Origin of the sequence: Oscillibacter sp. PC13, from assembly GCF_900115635.1 — a bacterium.
GTDB lineage: Bacteria > Bacillota > Clostridia > Oscillospirales > Oscillospiraceae > Oscillibacter.
Map to the genome: position 1 here is coordinate 26224 of NZ_FOXE01000015.1, position 18541 is coordinate 44764.

Genomic DNA, 18541 nt, shown 5'->3' on the forward strand with positions numbered 1-18541 from the left:
CCCCTCAAAATGCCGAAGTCGAATTTCAGAAAGCATCTGAATTATTTTACAAATCCAGCCTTCTCACTCAGTCTTAGCCCCCTCCACCTCCTCAACAATAAAATAGCTATTGTCATGCCGCTGCACAGAGCTTTTTCCCGTATATACAGCATTGCTCAGAAACTTCAAATCCGGTTGTACCTCTTTGGGACATACCAGTTTTTTAAGTTCACGCTCCATTTCATAGTTTTGTAGAATAATGCCCGCATTTAGTACGCGGTCCTTTAGCAGGACCTGTAAATGCGCTGCCAGCATTTGCAGGACAGCGTATGGCGAACTGCCATGTTTTCCGCTTAACAAATAGAGCAATATTCTTTTTCCTAAAGTGGGCACTTGCTCAATAAGCATCTGGAGGTTCTGTGCAATCTCCTCATCTGTGTCCTGTGACTCGTTGTTGGCTGCTGTATGTGGAAGCATATATTCCAAATAGAACTGAAGCGGATTAATGTCAAGCAGGCGAAACCACTCCTCCACCTGTAAAATATTAGGAAAGCTTGTGCCGTTTTCCCAATTCTGAATGGTTTTTTTGGAAACCCCGATTCCCATGGCCATATGCTCTTGAGATTTCCCGCTTTCATACCGGGACCGGCGAAGTATTTTGGCTATTTTTTCAGCTAATTCAATACGGTTCTCCATTTCTCACTTCCTCTAAATAGCCATTTTCGGCTAAAAAAGCGAAAATCATTTTTCGCCGAACAACTTCTGTTTAGGGAAAAATCCTCCTCCCTTTATTATTGAATTTCTGCACAAAGATACATCCTGACAAAATCCGCTTCTATTCAATATAATAATCGGACAGATTACCCAATTGAACATTGCTCAAAACACATATATGCTGTTCAAAAGTTCTATAAGGAGGAGTCATGCGTGAATCAGCAAACTACATATAAACGCACATGTGCATTTTCGGAAATTGATGTGTTTCAAAAATCGCACAGCATCACCTACCAGCTTTCCCACCTGGACCTGCTGTGGCTGGATGAGCAGCGTCGAACCATCTCTGTACTCGGCGATGAGATTTTGGCGCTAAACAAAGAAAAGGAACAAAAAATTGGACAAGAAGGTCAGCTCAAAGAGCGTATCCGTCAGCTGGAATATGAGGTGTTGCCGGACCACTATCAGCGGCTGACCGGCATCGAAGACCACTTGCAAGAGGAGTTCCCTCTTGAGTATCAGGAAAATACGGGCATTCCCAGATATCGACAGGAGCTCTCTCGCCTAAAAAGGGCAGATATTGTTCATAAAAACTTCAGTGACCGCCTGTCCCAGAGTGTCAATGAACGGGAAGCCGCACGGCGGAAGCTGTTTACCGCGCGAAGGGATTACACCGACCGATTCAAGCCCTGCTCCTTCCGTGTGGAGGCCATGGACAATGATGAATTTGAGGCGGAGCAGCGCTTGTTGGAAGAGAGTGAACTGCCCAAGTACAGGGAGAAGATCAAGGCTGCCCGTGAGAGCGCCATGGAACAGTTCCAGAACGATTTTCTTGCCAAGCTGAAATCCAGCATTGACCAGGTGCAGGATCAAGTGAAGAATCTGAATCGGGCATTGCGTCAGGCACAGTTCGGAACAGATAGCTATCAGTTCCGTGTAGAGCGGAATCCGGACTATGCGGAATACTATGATATGATTATGGCGCCGGAGCTGATGGAGGGCGATATGGGCCTGTTTGCCCTGCCTTTTCAGGAGAAATACGGTCCTCTGATCGAGAAACTGTTCAGCCAGATCACTATGGCAGATGACACTCAGCTCAACGCCAGAAAGCAGAGTGAGCTACAGGAAAATATCCAGCGCTATACGGATTTCAGAACCTACCTAAAATTTGACTTGGAAACCACAGACCAAAATGGCTCCAAACAACTTCTTTCTCAAACTCTGAACACCAAATCCGGAGGCGAGACTCAGACACCGTTCTATATTGCTGTGTTGGCATCTTTTGCGCAGCTGTATCGGGTCAACGACGCCTCCAGTTTCGGGAATACAGTGCGTTTGGTTGTATTCGACGAGGCGTTTAATAAAATGGACAGCGACCGTATCATAGAAAGTGTCCGGCTTCTGCGAAAAATGGGCTTGCAAGCCATTATTTGTACACCGCCGGACAAGGTTTCGGATATTATGCCCATCGCAGATCGCACGCTGTTGGTTGATAAAAACAAGTATCAGATGCACATTCTGCCCTTCGGCAAGGAGATTGCGCAATGAGTGAGAGAAATATCATCCTGAACCGGCTGCTGGATAAATACGAAAACAGCAAGCATCTTTCAGAACCCGGAACTTCTCTGCGGCGTGTAATGCTGAGAGTGGTTAAGAAAGAGTTCCCGGAATATGACTATGAGGACGCAGCCACCCGAGATGTTTACAACGCGGCGGCTCTGGAACTTGAAAGTCAACATCTGGTACATTTGGAGTGGATAAAGGACCGTCCCCTGCTTTCTGCTGTCGTTCTGAATTTAAACCAGGTAATGCGGTGTTATGATTTGGCAGGAAGAGTGCATCCCAAAGTTCGAGCAACCCATGTAGCATCTCTTGTATCTGATAGTCTAGAAGGCGTTGTCGTACCATGGATTACAGCTTGGCGGGACGAAATTTGCACAGAAGCTCAGGAGCATATGAAAGTACCATCTTTCTGCAAAGACGACGATTATTTGCTGAATGCTCTGCTTTATTCCTTTCAAGAATACGCCGCCTTGTCCGGAAGCATAACCATGCGCGCCTTCAGCAGTAAATGCTTTCATGACACGAAGTATTTTGAACGAAACGTACGGGAAACATTTCTGCGCATTGCGAGAAAGTATGATACAGGATTAGCCCAGTCCTGCGAGGAATCTGAGCTGGGTGAACGGGAGCAGCTGGCGTTTTTAGGAATCTATGCCCGACCCGAGCTCTACGAACTTGCTGGAAATTGCACTATTCAGACGCATCAAGGCAACATTTACATCGGCGCGGCTACTCCGCATGGTCTTGCGTTACCCAGCACTTTGGTAGATACAATTGCCGGAATTGACCTGAGGTCCATACAATGTGTAACGTTTATTGAGAATAAGACCAATTATGATGAATATCTGATATCTGAGAGACAGCCGGAAGAGCTCGTCATCTTTCATGGTGGTTTCCTCAGCCCACAAAAGCGAAAGCTATTCGCATTGATTGGCGATGCAGCGTCTGCATCTATCAAAGTACAGTTCTGGGCAGATATTGACATGGGTGGTTTCCGAATGTTTGAACATTTGCAAAGTCTGATTCCCCATTTACAACCCATGCGCATGTCTGGAAACTTTGTAGAAAAATACCATCAGAATGGCCTTGTGCGTCCGGAGAAATACTTATTCAAATTAAAAACAGATATGCAGGATGGAGAGTACCCGTTGTTTGTGGATGCAATTAACGAAATTCTGAAGTATGGAGTCACGATTGAGCAGGAAATTTTTCTGAACTAATACGAGAGGAGACCTTAGTGGGCCAGATAAAATACAATAAACTTGTCCGCGACCGTATTCCGGAAATTATCGAAGCATCGGGAAAGAACTGCGTGGCAGAAATTCTATCCGATGAAGACTATCTCTGCATGATTGATGCCAAGCTGGATGAAGAACTCGCAGAATACCACAAAGATCAGAACATCGAAGAACTGGCTGACCTTATTGAGGTTATGCGGAGAGGTACGGGTTTCCATTCCCCGGATGCGCTGCACAAGGTCAAAATCCTGCTTGGGGATCAACGCCTCATGTGCGTCCGGGATGCGGACCCACTCAGAGACTGGGCGCTGCTCTTTCTGCTTGATCTTGTAGTTGGATGTACTCTGCTTGCCCTGGACCAGCGTTCCGGAGTATGTCTCATCTTGCAAAATACGCAGGATGGTGGTAGCCGACCACTTGCAGTCCGCTTTATCTGTATAGCCTTTTTTTGCGTAGGGCAGGCCATTGTTCTTCTTATAGGCCAGCGGGGAGAGGATGCCCATTCTGTTCAGCTCATTGGCAATCGCCAGGGCGCTGGTGCCCTCCAGCCGCATACGGAAAATATCCTTGACTACGCGGGAGGCGTAAGGGTCTGGAATGAGCCGGTTTTTGTTTTCCTCGGACTTGATATAACCGTAGACGGTGAACGCGCCGACAAAATCGCCGTTGCGCCGTTTCACATCCAGAGAAGTCCGGGTCTTGATGGAAATATCCCGGCAGTACGCCTCATTCATAATGTTCTTCACCGACACGGCCAAATCGTCGCCGCTGTTCTCATGGGCGGTGTCGATATTATCCGTGATGGCGATGAAGCGCACCCCGTAGGCCGGGAACACCCTGCGCAGGTAGCGCCGGTTTCGATGTACTCACGCCCCAGGCGGGACAGGTCCTTGACGATGACACAGTTGATTACACCGTCCGTCACATCCTGCATCATTTCCTTGAACGCAGGGCGGTCAAAGATGATGCCGCTGTAACCATCGTCGATCTTCTCAGAGATGACTTCAATATCCGGGTTGCGCTCCACGAAGTTCTCAATGAGCTTGCGCTGGTTGGCAACGCTGTCGCTTTCGCTGGAACGGTCATCGGTATAGGAAAGTCGGATATATGCCGTTGCCTTGTACTTTGGCATAAAAAAGCACTCCTTTCGTCCCGGTGCCTGCCGTAAGAAAAGAGTGGGTATGGAGGTTGTTATCAAGGGGTTCATCCTTTTCCATACCCATCGTAGCATCTTTATCGGAAAAGCGCGAGTTTGTCGATTACCGCAGAATCCCTTGCAGACAGTCCTCCAGCGTCTTGCCGTTGTCGGTAAATCTGGCGTTCACCACGAACTCGCCGCAGCGAAAGCGGTACGGATTCTTAATTTGCCGGACAAAGGACGCAATGCGTTCTTCCCTGGGCAGGGTCTTGTCCACAGAGACATCCCGGATGTCAACCAGCTCCTCGACGTCACTTTCCGTTTCATGGTTGGGAAATTGATTCATGGCGATCTCCTTTCCGCAGCGTGGGTTGCTTCTTCAAAATCACATGAATGCGCTGGCGGACAATGTTGCCAGCGCATGGTATCTGACTTTGAGGAAGGGCTGCGCCGAAAGTGTGGAGCCATACAACATAGGCAATCACCGGCGCAGCCTCCCAATCAGTTACTGTTTGTTCATCCGTCACATTCGCCACGCGCCCCTGACGGGAGGCATGATGCAGGCCGCCTTTGGCGAGGCTGTCCCAACACCGCAGCATCGTACAAAACGTGTGCCGCCGTGTTCCCCCTCAATTCAGTGGGAGGCCGTAGCTGGAGTTGCATTTCGCCCGCGCTGTCATCGCGCCCGGTGTGCCACGCCGGGTCAAAGGCTGCGTAGATCGCTCGGGCAGCTTGTTCAAGATCACCTCCTGAAGCTGCCGTCCTGGCGGCGCGCCCTTGCCGCTATCACGCGGGGTCTGTTCCTGCATCATGGTCTATTCACTTTTCAACGATCAGTGAAAGGCTCGTGGAAAATGTCCCTTCACCCTTCGCCGTTTTCAAGCCTATCTGTCACCCCATTTGGCAAGCAGCTTCATAATTTTCTTTTCCGCCGCACAGACAGATTTGTGGACGCACTGAAAGCTGATGTGTTCCTGCTTGGCGATCTCCCGGACGGTCAGCCCCTCCACACGGAACAGCCACAATCTGCGGAACTGGGTTTCACTCAGACAGCACTTGATGCGGGCGACCATCTCGGTGTTCAACCGCTCCTGTTCCTGCCGGTCATAGATGGCCTCCAGAACAGCATCGACACCATGAACGGAAATACCATCACCAGCAAGGCCCTCGATGGATACGGTGTGGTTGGCATGAACGTGGTCCCGCTTCTCGGTTTCGTGGTAATTCGCATCGGACCAGTTTTTCCAGCGCAGGAACTCCTCCTCACTGGAAAAGTCCTCGGGGGTCAGCCTCTTGATGTGCTTGTCCGCGTCTATGTAAACGATAGCGGTGGCGTCCTTCTTGTTAAGGGCATAGTCGCTCTTTCTGTTGAACATTGTCGTTCCTCCGTTTCTGAAAATTGGGGGGGTAGCGCAAATTTTCAGAAACGGGAGGATTCCGGCAGTGATATACCTTTTTCGACTTAATTCGACTGGAAAAACCAAAGGCGCACAGCCGAAGCTGTGCGCCTTTGGTTTCTTCAGTTCGGGTGTAGGCAACTGTTGGCTGGGGTCCAACAAAGCCCTCCTTGTTTACTTCCCTGTTATAGAAGTAAACTTCTAATAATTCCCCGCGGTCTGTTCCTGCACATGGACCGGTCCATCTGTACGCCGGAACATACAGAATATTGAGATCCGGTGCAGGAACCTTATTTTATCCGTCCTCCTTATTCCATACCTCACTTTTCATCGAGTAATCTTCCTTTCTCTGCTAATAATTTGAATTGCGCTTCTAATTATTAGAACTGAAACGGCATTCTTTGGAAGTCTGATTCAAATTAGAATAGTAAAGGGTGAATCTATGCGAGACTTGAACAAAGACTTTGGCGCTGCCGTATCTGAGGCTCGGCGCAAACTTGGTCTAGCACAGGTCGGTCTTGCCGAAGAACTCGGAAAAACAGACCGGTCTATTTCTGATATGGAAAACGGAAAAACAACTCCCAAGCTGGATACTGTCGCGTTATTTGCGCGCAGGCTGGGGATCAGCGTTGACGCAGTAATTCATGACGCGCCGCAAGGCGATGTTCCGTTCTGCGTCAAGCAGTTTTTCAGCGGTATGAGCGAGGAGGAAGCATCCCGCTATATCCGGCTATGTGAGGACGCGCAGAAGCTCCACGAAAAAACATAAGAAAAAAACAAGCGGCGGCCAGCAATTTGAAATGCTGACCGCCGCTTATTATTTCTGAGCTGGGGGCAGGAAGCATTTCTATTCTAACCAGTCCCATTGTAAATGCTCACTGGTATTCACTGCTGTGTATTACAGGACAGGGGCGACGGCTCAACACCGCCGCCCCTTTGGTCGCTTTGGGGTTTTATGTGGATTGAAGGTTACTTCATGTAGCGGCAGATGGTTGCTTCAGCAGCTTAATTACTCACCAAACCGCCTCCACAGGAAGGTAACGATCTGCGCGCGAGTGCAGTTATCGTTTGGACTAAAGGTGGTAGCGGTAGTACCTGAAGTAACGCCCTCCAGCACGGCCCACTTTACGGCCTCTGCGTAGTAGGCATTGTCCGCCACATCGGCGAAAGGATTCACCGCACCGGCTGCAGGGGATGCCTGAGAACGCCACAGGAAGGTGACAATCTGCGCCCGGGTGCAAGTTGCGTTGGGACTGAACGTGGTATCGCTGGTACCATTGGTTATGTCCTGTTCCACAGCCCACAGCACGGCGTCGTGGTAGTAGGCGTCAGCATCCACGTCGGTGAAGGGCATGGCGCTGGACTTGGGAGCGGGGGAACCGGCAGCACGCCACAGGAATGTGACGGCCTGTGCACGGGTGCAGCTTGCATCGGGAGAGAAAGTGGTTTCGGATGTGCCCTTTGTAACGCCATTGAGCACCGCCCAACTCACCGCGTCCGCATAGTAGGCATTGGCGGGAACGTCGGTAAAGGTTACGATGTCACGCAGCGGTACGAGCTCGGCCTTGATGGTGACTGCGGTGCCGGGCATGATGAAGCTGTATTTACCGCTGCCAAGAGCAGTCACAGAGATGTTTTTGCCGTTTTTGCCTGTTACTGTGACAGATTGCACGCCATAGCCCTCAACCGGGGTGATGGTGAACGTAACGGTCTTGCCTTCGGATGCGCTGGAGGGACTGACAGAAATCGTACCATATTCCGGCTGCTCCGGTACCGTCACCGAATTGACGGCGCCCCCGGAGGATCTCATATTAATACGAACCTCCCGTTCCGCGCAGTTGGTATGGTCGTTGGAATCCCGCACCTGAACGATATACTTACCGGAGGGAAGCTCCGTAAGGGTGTTGGTCTCCTGCCACAAGGCTCTGGAAACGATAGTGCCATCCGACTGAACGGTATCCACGGTGTCATCACTGTCATCGTTCGGAGTACCCCGGTCGTTGATGGTCAGCTTGCCGGAAGCCTCCAGATCCAGGCTGTAGATCGCGTACTCCAGAGCGCCGGTTCCGCCGGTGGCGGTAACGGTAATGGAGCCGTTGGGTGCATAAGTGGTCGCCACGTCATGGATGATGACCCGCAGGAACTCCACGGTAATGGTAATGGGACCAGTGACTACGGAGGTTTCATTCGCATCGCGGACATACAGAACATAGACGCCTTCATCCAACCCGGAAAGCTGATCGTCCGCTGTCCATGCAGTGTTCTCGTCCGGAGCCGGAGTATCGTTTCCGGTCACAGGCAGCAGGGCAAACTCGTAGCTGCCGGCTGCCTTTCCAGCATTCTTAGACGCTTCGCTGTCATAGACGCCGCCAGTGATCCGGTTCAGGTCGATAGTGACCTTGCCATCGCTGTTTGATGTATAGACCGTCTGCCCCTTCTCATCCGTGGAGCTGGTCTCTGTCACCTTGGTGATGGAGATGGCGCTTTCCGGCAGGACGATGGGGAACGGATCGACCTCCACTTCTCCGCTGACGCCCTTGTTTCCGGCCTCATCCATTGCGGTCAGAACATAGCTGCCGCCGTGGGTCAGGACATAGCTGCCGGAGAAACGGTAACCGCTCTCATCGGTCTTGAGCAGTTCCAGGTCATTGAGCCTGATGCTGGTGATTTTGGTCATCTCGTCGCTGTCACTTGCAAACTTTTCAACTGCATAGATCAGGGCAGTACCGTCAGCATTTTTGCTGAGAGAGGCCACGGGCGCATTGGAATCCCGTTCGTCCAGGTTCACAAAGCGGTAGCTGGTCACGCCGCCCTCCCCCTTGACTGCGGCACGGTAGACGCCGCGGAGGACGGGATAGAGGGTATCTTCGTTGGGTTCCATATCCTCGCAAGGCGCAAAGTACTGGCTGGTGGGGGATTCGGGATCGTTATACTGATACTGACTGATGGTGGCTTCCACAGCATTTCCGCTGCCGTCTGTCACCTTCAGCATGACCTGCATATCGCCGGGAACGGTAGCCGGAATGGGCGTTCCGTCTTCTTTGGTCAGCTGGGCGGTGATCTCCGGCGCTCCGGGGTCCGGGTTCACAGGCTCTGTGGCGCTGAACCAGTCCACAGACAGATCGCGGGTGGTGGTATTGCCCGCTGTGTCGGTAACGACAAAGCGGCAGCTGCCATTCTCCGTGATCGTCATAGGCAGGGACCACAGCTCGTCGCCATCCTTTTCCAGCTGCCCGGAAACGTCCGCGCCATTCATCGTGACAGACACCAGTCCGCCCAGATCGGCAAAGTACGCAGTCAGACTTACGGCCTCCCCCTGCTTAACGGACGCCGCCTTAGGCAGAGTACGGCTCCAGTAGACACCGGGTGCGGTGGGATCAGTCTGGATATTCAGGGACTCGGAGAAGGTCTCCTCCAACCTGTCAAATCGAACCTCGCCGCTCTTTGCTGTGATGGTGACGGTGTGCGCAATGGATTCGCTGTTGCCGAAGCTGATGGTCACAGGTGCCTCGCCGTTTGCGGAGGAATAGGTTTTTGTACCGAAACCGGAAAGATTGCTGCTCACCTCAATCTCCACGGGCGTCCTGGTATTCGTTCCCATAAAATACAGGTTGATGGAATCCGCCAGAGTCTGGAAGGAGAAGGAATCGCCTTCATAGGCCACTGCCAGGTCGCTTCTCAGAGGAGGAGTCTGCAAGTCTTCGGACCACACAAGGGCTTTCACGAAGTCCCATGCGTTATGACCGACATCCCCGGCGTTGCCGGAGGCGTTGTACCAGATGAAGATACCGTTGTCATCGTAGATGTTCAGGGCCACACCCTCGCCCTCCACCTTGTAGCAGATGTCGTGGAAGGAGTTGGTCGCCGTATCGGCCACGCGGATCTTGCCCTCACCAGCCTGGGCGGGCATGACCACCACGGCTCCCTGGTTCACATCGTAGTAGAGAACGCTGAGGTTCCGGCTGCCATCGTCTGTGAGCTCGGCGACGGTGACCGTGGGTGCTGTTTTCGTGCTGGTCTGCATGGTCAGCGGCAGCCGCAGGGTGGAACCGACCTGCATATTGACGCTGTTGACCGTGGTAAAGAGGGTCTCCGGCTCCACGCTGTGGAGCTTCACGTTGTTGGCGGCGTTGTATTCAATGTTTTCATCGTCGCTGGCGTTATAGCTCTCAATGGTCACCCGTAGATTCAGACTGCCGGTGCCATAGTTGGTGTCATACCAGTCCTTGGGAACTGCAAAGGTGCCGGTGACGGTACGGCCGTACATGGACCGGATCTGGCCCGCCTTGGTGGCATCGGTCATCTCCACGCCGTCCTGCATGGTACGCAGCAGCAGATAGCCGTTTTTCAGCGTCCGCTCATCACGGGAGAACCGGCTGATGGGAGATTCATCGCTGACACTGAGCTTATGACCGGTCAGGTCTACGGGATACAGCTCCGTCTCCCCCTGGGAATTGACCTTCTCATACTGGAAGCGCAGATAGGTCATATCCGAAGTGGCACTGCCGCGGTTGCCCACATGGATGTCGGCGGCCAGCGTCACGGTATTCTCATCCGCCCCTACCATGGTGATGTCGAAATCCTCGTAGCCCAGCTCCACACGGTCCGCCACGGTGATACAGGCGGCAGTATCCGCTGCGCCGTCAGCCGTTTTCGTGCTCTGGCTGAAGGCGTCGCTGCCGGTGTAGGATGTATCTTCATTGACGGTGAAATAGAGCTTGTCACCGGCCTTCAGCCCGGCAGGCAGGGTCACGAATGTGGACGCGGTATAGACCTCCTGGCCTGCCCGGACGTTTTCCGTGATCTGCCATTCAGCAAGCTTTTCCTCGCCCGCGTACAAAGTGATGGAGGCGGGCTGGCTCTTGCCGGCCCGGATGGCCACATCGCCGCTGTTGACGAAGGAGACGCTGGCGTTCATGGTGGAGCCGGGCGTCAGGTCATAGTTGCTCAAATACAAGGCTGCGGAACCGATACCCTGACTGCCCATACCGAAACTCAGGGCATACACGCCGTTGGTGGTGTCATAGGCACCGTTCGTTTGCCTGGGCTGGAAGGAGTAAACAGGTTCTCCCTCCTCATCGGTCACGGGTGTCAGACCGGTCAGGCCGCCGCTGCTGTCATAAGCAGCCCGCATCTGCTGGACGGCCTCCAAAGCCATCAGCGTGCCTTCCGCGACGATCAGCAGCTTATCCTCTCCCGCAAGGCCGACGCGCAGGCGGTTGAAGGTAAAGCTGGAGGGGGCATCCTTGGTGTCCGCCTTGCCGTCATCATTGGTGTCATACCAGGCGGCGGCTGTCTCACTGGCGCTCCAGCTGTTGGCCTCGGCCTCCTCAATGGTATCCATATCCCGCATGGCAAGCCGGGTGCCAAGGCCCCAGGTCTGGCTCTGCGGGTCATACTTGGTCAGATAGACCGCGTTGCCAGGAGCACCGTTTTCGCCCCTGGTATAGACGGCCGTGATGTTGCCGCTGCCGTCCGTGCCGAAGGTCACATTGGTGACAGCGGGCGCACCCTTCACGGTGGACGCATCGGAACCGCCCAACTGATTGACGGTCTCACGGGTGAAGAACGGGATAATACTTCCGGATTTACCCTCGCCAGTGATACCTGCCAGACTCTCCTGGGGAACCACATAGGTATTGCCGTTCATCTCAAAGATGAGGAAGGTCTCCGCGGCCGCACGGAGGCTGTAAGCCTGCATCGCGATTTGTTCGTCAAAGTTCTCGTCTTCGCCGTTCAAGCCGCCCAGCTTGCCGTTCAGGAACCGGATGTTGGAGAAGTAGGGGTCCCGGTAGGCTTCCGAACAGCTGCCGCTGGCGTAAACGCCGTCGTCACTGTTGTCCTTGGCATTGTCCACCAGCTTCCGCAGGGCGATGGCGCTGCCGGGAACGGCCTTGCCGGCGTCGTCCAGCGTCAGTTTCTGGAGGTAGAGCTTTTTGATGGTCTGTTCATCCTCCCCGTTGGCTGTCAGCGCCGACTGTGCGGTGGTGTAAGCGGCATAGTAGTCGCTGCCCACCTGGGCCAGACTGGCGTTCTCGATCTGCACGCCATTATCGATCCAATCCTGCGCCGCCACCCTGGAAACGGTATAGCCGTCTGTGGTGGGAACCGCGAAGGTGGGATAGAAGCTCTTACCATAGACCTGCGTGCGCATCCGCTTCATGGTCATCTGGTAGTTGGCGGAAGGATCGTCCTCGCCGTAGTAAAGGCCGCTGGAGGTCTTGCTATAGTTCGTCTCGCCGTAATAGTCCTTATAGGAATCCAGCAGAGCGGCCAATTCGGTGTCAGTGTAATAGCAGGCCTCGGCATAGAACACCATCTCGCCCGCGCCGGAGGGCATATAGTACATGCCGTGGCCATGCGCGTTGTCAGAAACGGTCTTTACTGTGCCTTTACCGGTTCCGCTCGTGCCAACATCCACCGTAACGGTCTTGACCTGGGTATTCCGTCCGGCGGCGGCCATAGCGGCGATGGCGTCACCGTCGTTCAGTGCAGCCTCGTAGGCAACCATTGCCTCATTGGTATAGCTGACCCAGGCCACATGGATGGTATCGTCTTCATCCACCCAGGCGTCAAAGTCCAGGTCGCCGAAATTGTCGTTGTCCAGCTTCAGATACGGGGTTTCTGCATCACTGTCAATGGGATGGACCAGACCGTAGGCGGTATCAGAAGTGGGCTGGCCCTCCTCATCCGGGATCGCGGTCTCCTGCACCTTGGAGAGAACCAGCTGGCTCTGGTCAATGCTGTCCTGTTTTTCATCCGTAACAGTATAGACGATGTAGTTGGAGCCCCTCGCCGTCACCAGCTCATAGGTGCTGCCGGAGGCCAGACCGCTGCCCAGGGTAAAGGCGTCGCCGGTGCTGCCATAGCCGGAATACTGGAAGGGAACGGTGTTGTCGCTGGGATCAAAGGCAAACGTCGTGATGCCGGAGTCTATATTCTCCTCCGGGCTGAAGATCGTCTCGCCCCGGGGCAGTTCACCGGGCAGGATGATATTGACCTTCAGGATGTTGTCATCGCCCCGGAGACCGTAGCTTTGGATCTGCTGGTTGGCGGCGTACCACATGAAGTTCCAGCCGGTCTTCTTGTTGGTATCCTCGTCGTACTTCGTCTCACGGTCATAGGTGATGGTGAACTGGATGGCGTTGAATTCAAAGCTGAACAGCAGGGCCGCCACCCGGAAGCCTACGCCGGCCGCCATGGAAAACTCGTTGAATACGAAATTGTGGTTTTCCGCGCCCTCACCATCATAGTCCGCCGAGTCGTGGGCAAGAACGGCGAAGGAGCAGCCGACGCTGACGTTGATGAACAGTTCCACCTTGACGATCTCGATGCCCATGCCCACCGCCACCTCCAAAGAGGCTTCGGGAGAAATGCTGATGCCGGAGAAATAGACATCGCTGGTCTGACGGTCGATGGCCACGATCCGGTCCACGATGGCACAGCCGGGATGCAGCTGCGTGTAACCGTTCTCGCCATCATAGTTTCGGGTCTTATCATCGTTCACGACGGTGAATTTCAGCGTGTAGTTTTTACTGTTGTCCTTACCATCCACCTTCTTCGCCAATTTGATGGTAACGGCCTCGTCACCGGCGGAGCGGATGGTGCCGGGAGTGAATCCCTCGGGCTGGTCGCCAACCACTTCCACATAGAGAGTGCCGCTGAAATAGATGTCGATGGCCTTTTCTTTCGTGGAATAGGTAAAACTGGACCCTGGGCTTCCCGCCAGGAAGTCGCCTTCCTCCGGCTCATCCAGTTCGTCGTAGCCCATGTGCTCCTGCCCTGTGTAATACGTCCATCCGTCTCCGCTGACATCAGAATCAGTCAGGTTTGAAGCGGCGGCCATGACCTTGACCCGGCTGGCCTCCAAACCGGCGGCGACTTCGAGGCCGAAGCCGATGGAGACACTGCAATAGAAAATGGGGCAGGGCGTGAGATAGACCGTGTAGGAGAATTCCAGCTCCGCCGCGAAGACTACCATCAGCTGGTTGAAGAAGAAGCGGTTTTCGATGGGGTCCCATTTCAGCAGCAGCGTGATGTTCACAGCCAGGCCCGCCTCAACGCCCTTGGAAGTGATGCTGCCGTTGCCCTTGCTGTCTATCGCCTTGTCCAGCTTATCGGCATAGTCCTCCATGGCGTTCCGATAGCCCTCAGACCGGCCGGTAGTCGCGTCACGCTGGCCGAACAGAGAGTTATAGGCCTGCTTGATAGTTTCGATCGCTTCTCCATTGGCGTCACTGAGGGCGTTGGTTTCCGCGTCTCCGAAGGACTTATTCTGCTGGTTTTCAAAGTCACTCTCCATGCCTACGCCAAAGATGTTGGCTCCCGCGGAAATGGCCAGTTCCTGACCGTTGGTGGAGACGGAGACGAAGTCCGTAATGCCCAGTTCCAGCTCCGGCAGGTTGATGTCGCCGGTCATGTCATACTCACTCATGGGGCTGTGCGCGTTGGAGGAGTCAAAGCCCGCTTCCTTGCCCGGATCGGGGTCGGTCAGATTCCGGGCGCTAATGGAGGAGGGATAGGTGGCAGTACTGGCCAGGCGGGAGGATTCCACACCGGCAAGATACTGCACAGGCTCCGACCGCAGGCCATAGGTCGTGCCGCCGGAGGACTTGGGCGTCTCCCGCACGCAGAGCGTAAAGGTGTCGTTTTCCTGCATGGAGCTGAGGTAGCCCGCCACCTTGGTTTTGCCCCCGGCGGTCAGTGCGCCGCTGGCATCCACTTCACCCACGGCATAGCGGTCACCCAGCACGGTGCCGTCCAGATAGATGGGCTGGGGATCCGTGAACTCCGTGCCGGGATAGGGATTGCCCTTCCACTGGGGTTCCCACGTAATGCTCTCTCCCGTCACCGTGGCCGGGTTATAATCACCGCCCAGCGGGATGTCCACGGTGGAAATGGCGGAGGCCTTTGCCTCGTACATGGGCTTGCCGCTTCCGGTATCGCCATGGTCAATATAGCGGTAGCCCAACTGTTCGTCGCTCATGGAGCTGCGGGCAGAGGCGGAGGTGACCGCCGTGACCACGGCAGGAATAATCTCCGCAGTGTCGCTGCTGCTGGCACCTGCGGGGACTACAAGACTCCGGGGCAGCATAGAGTAATAGACCTTCAGCACGATCTGGTGATACTGGCCGTCCGCACCCAGCCGGGGGGCCAGCTGGGAGATGGAGTAAGCGCTGTCCGTCAGAGAGGGCAGCACGTAATAGGTGCCGGTGTTGGTGCTTTCGGACCAGGCGTACTCATTGTCCGCTGGGACGAACTCGCCGCTAACTGGAGCAATGGTGCCGTTTACCACGCCGTCATCGTTCAGGTCGATGTAGCGCTCGACGCGGGAAATGGTGGCCAGCATGGTGTTCTCGCTGGTGACGTAATCCGCATCGTAGTAATAAAAGGTAATATTATTGTTGAGATACTGGTTGGCAGGGATGGGGATGTCCTCATTGCCCGCGTAGGCGATGCCGTTGACCAGGATCACATCGTCCGCGTCCAGATGGAAATTGATGGAGCGGACATTTTTCAGCTTCGTGCCGATCTGGTAAAGGCTACTGTTTCCGCTGAAAACATCCTTCGCCAGTGTGCCGGTCTTTTCGTCGCTGAAGCCGTCTTTCCCGTCTGAGAAGTCCCAGTTGACCTCTCGGTAGGTGTAGGTCACGCCGCCGTTGCGCGCAGACTTCTCCCACAGGTTGTTCCAGGTGCCTTCGATCTGTTCGGGATCGATGGTGGTGCTGTCCTCCTGGCTGAGCCGGGGCACAGAGGGAGCAATCTCCAGAGAGAGCGTCTGCTCCCGGTCCATGACCACGTTGATATAACCCTGCTGCCTGGTGGCGCTGCCGGCGGGCATCAGCAGTGTCAGCGTGCCGCGGCTGGAGGTAACGTTGGAGGTTGCCTTGGGATATTTGCTGTTCTCGTCCTCCTGGCTGAAGAAAAGGGAGTCATTGCTCAACTTCCCGTTGGCCTGAGTGGCAAAGGTATAGGAAGAGGCGTTGTTGCCCCGGGTGACCGTTACCTGGGAATTGTTATAGAGCTTTGTGCCGTCCGCCGTGGTGCCGCCCTTTCCGGCGACCAGAGAGATCTCCGGCTTGATAGACTCATGGAGGCTGGCGGCGTTGGCCTGCAGGTAATCGTCATCCGCCGTGTGGATGCGCACGATGGGCGCTTTGATGGTGCGGCGGGTCATGTAGCCGTTCCGCAGCTGGATGGTACAGCGGGCGTCGCCCTTGGGCGAACTGCCGGTGTAATGCTGCCGGAACCACAACTGGTCGGCGCTGCTGGAGGAAAGGGTATTGGCATGGAACTCCCAGGTGTTCGCGCCGGGGTCGGAATGGATCTGGATAAAGCCGTTTTCCCCGCTGGTGGAGAACAGCGCGTTGGAGCAGTCGTTGGCACCATACCAGCCCTTGGCACTCCGCTCCGAGCGGGTGTAGGTGTTGACGGTCACGGAGCTGTACCGGTCATACATGTCCTGAACGGTCATCTTCATATCGCCGCCCCTCTCCGTGGCAAGCGCCCAGCCCGTGGACCCATAACGGTAGCCGCCGCTCCACTTGGATTTGGCGTTGGCCACATAGCCCTCCAGGTCGTCGGACTCGCTGGGGATCTTCGCGCCGCTGAAACCGCTGACATCCTCGCTGGCCAGGGCGGCATTGTCCGTCCAGTAGCTGCCGCCGTGGGCGTCACGGAAGGTCAGCGCGCCGGGATAGGTGTAAGTATAGGTGCTGATCCCGCTGTCTCCGGCGCCGTCCGCGATATATTCGCCCTGGGCGTTTTCACCGGGTGTCACGGCAGCGGCCGCAACACTGCCGCCCGCCGGAACAATGGCAGAGGTATCCTCCACAGCGCCGGTCAGATCTTCTTCGTCCGGGGAGTACAGCGCGGTAGCAAGATTTGTCTCGCCGGTGCCCTCGGCGGAATTGTAAAGATGAACGGTAACAATATCCTGGCCTTCCAACAGCGTGCTCCCGCCGCCGCCCTTGGCGGCGGTCAGCTTCACGGTGAAGGACAGCCCGCTGTCCTCCCGGGTAAGCGCAACGCCGTCATTCACCAGGTCGATTTCAATATAGGTATGATCCAGGTCGGACGGAAAGAGCGCCGTCCCATTGGCGGCAGCATAGTCGGCCCCGGCCACAGCGGTGCCGTTTTCCGTCTCATAGTCCACGCCGGTCACATACTGCAATCCCTCGCTTTCCCGGGTCAGCAGGATGCGGACGGTTCCGGCAGACTTGTCCGCCCAGATCTCCGTCTCAGCAAACCCCATGGCGCTGGGGATCTCCGGCTCATCGTCCTCAATGGCGATGGAGGCCGTACAGGCGTTGGAATAGACCTCCGCTCCCCGGGATTCCATGACAACGGCGTTGACCACTTCGCCGCACTCGTGCAGGCCGTCATCCAGAGCCTCAAAGGTGATCTCCTTTTCCCACTCGCCGTCGGCAAAGACCACCTGGAAGGGATAGCTGTCATATTCACCGCCGTCGAACTCGATGAGGGAGTCGGTGCGGGTGTGGTCATCCACAAAGTCCTCGGGCATGACGGGCGGGATGTCATCCACTTCGGGCTCGTAAGCCTCACCCCGCCAGCTCTCGGAGCAGTACTTGACCCCATCGACCTCATAGAAGCAGCGGAAGTCATAGGTGTAGCCCTCGCCCATAACAGCCTTCAGCAGCTCCGGAGACATGACCATCTCCGCGTCCGTTGCATCCTTGATGTCAGACCATCTCTGCACATAGGAGTTATAGAGCTTGATCTGCATCTGCCACTGATAGCTGTCGGCGTCCTCTACCGGGGCTACCAGCGTCTGGGTAGTCAGAGAATCGTTCAGCAGCAAAGACGCTGCCAACTGCTCCACGTCCTCAGTGGACTCTTCATCCTCAGCAGGAGTCTGATCCCCAGCGGACGTATCATCCCCGGCGGGAGTCTGATCCTCAGTGGACGTATCATCCCCGGCGGGAGTTACATCCTCAACGGGAGTCTCATCCTTGACGACGGGGTCTTCCTCAGGAAGTTCTGTCGTCTTGGTCACTGTGGTAATGACCCCGCCGGGACGGATGATTTCCCCCGCACCGCCCAACGGCTGATACTGGGCAATGGGCCACGGGTCTTCCACAGTCACCTTATAGTCCTGTGTGCCGGCCGCGTTGGCGTAGGACATCCGGTCTTCCTCGATCTGTGCCGCAGCGGGGACCAGGACGACCAGCGCTTCCGCGCGGCCCTCCGTGCCGCCCAGGCGGTACAGGGTCAGAGTACCTTTTTCCTCGCCGTTGTCGGCACCTTCTTTCAAATTGACCTGCGTTTCCTTAAAGGCAAAAATGCCGTAAGGATACTCTTCTTCCCACTCTTTCTGGGATTTGCTTTCGATCACATTGCCGTCTGAATCCAGGATGGCAAAATTACCGTTTTGGTCCTGAACAACGGCGGCAAGTGCCGGCGATACAAACTGAAGAGAGAGTGCCAGCGTCAGGATCAACGCTGTGAATTTTCTCATCCATTTATGTTCCATTTTGTTCCCTCCTTGGTAG

The 18541-nt window shown here is 55.0% G+C and carries 7 protein-coding genes and 1 pseudogene; 3 read left to right on the plus strand and 5 right to left on the minus strand.

What is annotated here, in order from left to right; translation table 11 throughout:
* Positions 1-63: 63 nt before the first annotated feature.
* Entirely contained in the window at positions 64-675 is a 612-nt protein-coding gene (locus BMZ81_RS09875; RefSeq protein ID WP_091131523.1) for a helix-turn-helix domain-containing protein, read from the minus strand.
* A 231-nt stretch (positions 676-906) separates the two neighbouring features.
* Between BMZ81_RS09875 and BMZ81_RS09880 the strand changes: the two genes are divergently transcribed.
* A complete protein-coding gene (locus tag BMZ81_RS09880) occupies positions 907-2241 on the plus strand; it encodes an SbcC/MukB-like Walker B domain-containing protein (RefSeq protein ID WP_242942614.1) in 1335 nt (444 codons plus the stop codon).
* Positions 2238-3476, plus strand: a complete 1239-nt coding sequence (locus BMZ81_RS09885) for a Wadjet anti-phage system protein JetD domain-containing protein (RefSeq protein WP_091131526.1) — start codon at positions 2238-2240, stop codon at positions 3474-3476. The genes BMZ81_RS09880 and BMZ81_RS09885 overlap by 4 nt, the downstream gene beginning before the upstream one ends.
* Positions 3477-3649: 173 nt before the next feature.
* On the opposite strand, the pseudogene BMZ81_RS09890 reads toward BMZ81_RS09885, so the two are convergent.
* The 3 genes and pseudogenes from BMZ81_RS09890 to BMZ81_RS09900 all read right to left on the minus strand — a co-directional run.
* Positions 3650-4626: pseudogene (locus tag BMZ81_RS09890) on the minus strand (recombinase family protein); the annotation flags it as partial.
* 127 nt (positions 4627-4753) lie between these two features.
* Positions 4754-4978: a DUF6870 family protein gene (locus BMZ81_RS09895; protein WP_091131528.1), complete on the minus strand. Its 225-nt coding sequence runs from the start codon at positions 4976-4978 to the stop codon at positions 4754-4756.
* 538 nt (positions 4979-5516) lie between these two features.
* The gene (locus BMZ81_RS09900) at positions 5517-6008 is read right to left on the minus strand and encodes a sigma-70 family RNA polymerase sigma factor (protein WP_091131530.1); all 492 of its coding nucleotides are present in this window, start codon (positions 6006-6008) and stop codon (positions 5517-5519) included.
* Positions 6009-6471: 463 nt separating this feature from the next.
* Between BMZ81_RS09900 and BMZ81_RS09905 the strand changes: the two genes are divergently transcribed.
* Positions 6472-6798 (plus strand): helix-turn-helix domain-containing protein, encoded by a 327-nt coding sequence (locus tag BMZ81_RS09905; RefSeq protein ID WP_091131531.1) that lies wholly within the window; start codon positions 6472-6474, stop codon positions 6796-6798.
* Positions 6799-7038: 240 nt separating this feature from the next.
* On the opposite strand, the gene BMZ81_RS09910 is transcribed toward BMZ81_RS09905, so the two are convergent.
* The gene (locus BMZ81_RS09910; protein ID WP_091131534.1) at positions 7039-18522 is read right to left on the minus strand and encodes an S-layer homology domain-containing protein; all 11484 of its coding nucleotides are present in this window, start codon (positions 18520-18522) and stop codon (positions 7039-7041) included.
* Positions 18523-18541 lie beyond the last annotated feature (19 nt).

Bases quoted from the DNA above. Each gene is read 5' to 3' on its own strand.
- BMZ81_RS09875 (WP_091131523.1), bottom strand. From the start codon at position 675: ATGGAGAACCGTATTGAATTAGCTGAAAAAATAGCCAAAATACTTCGC.
- BMZ81_RS09885 (WP_091131526.1), top strand. From the start codon at position 2,238: ATGAGTGAGAGAAATATCATCCTGAACCGGCTGCTGGATAAATACGAA.
- BMZ81_RS09895 (WP_091131528.1), bottom strand. From the start codon at position 4,978: ATGAATCAATTTCCCAACCATGAAACGGAAAGTGACGTCGAGGAGCTG.
- BMZ81_RS09900 (WP_091131530.1), bottom strand. From the start codon at position 6,008: ATGTTCAACAGAAAGAGCGACTATGCCCTTAACAAGAAGGACGCCACC.
- BMZ81_RS09905 (WP_091131531.1), top strand. From the start codon at position 6,472: ATGCGAGACTTGAACAAAGACTTTGGCGCTGCCGTATCTGAGGCTCGG.
- BMZ81_RS09910 (WP_091131534.1), bottom strand. From the start codon at position 18,522: ATGGAACATAAATGGATGAGAAAATTCACAGCGTTGATCCTGACGCTG.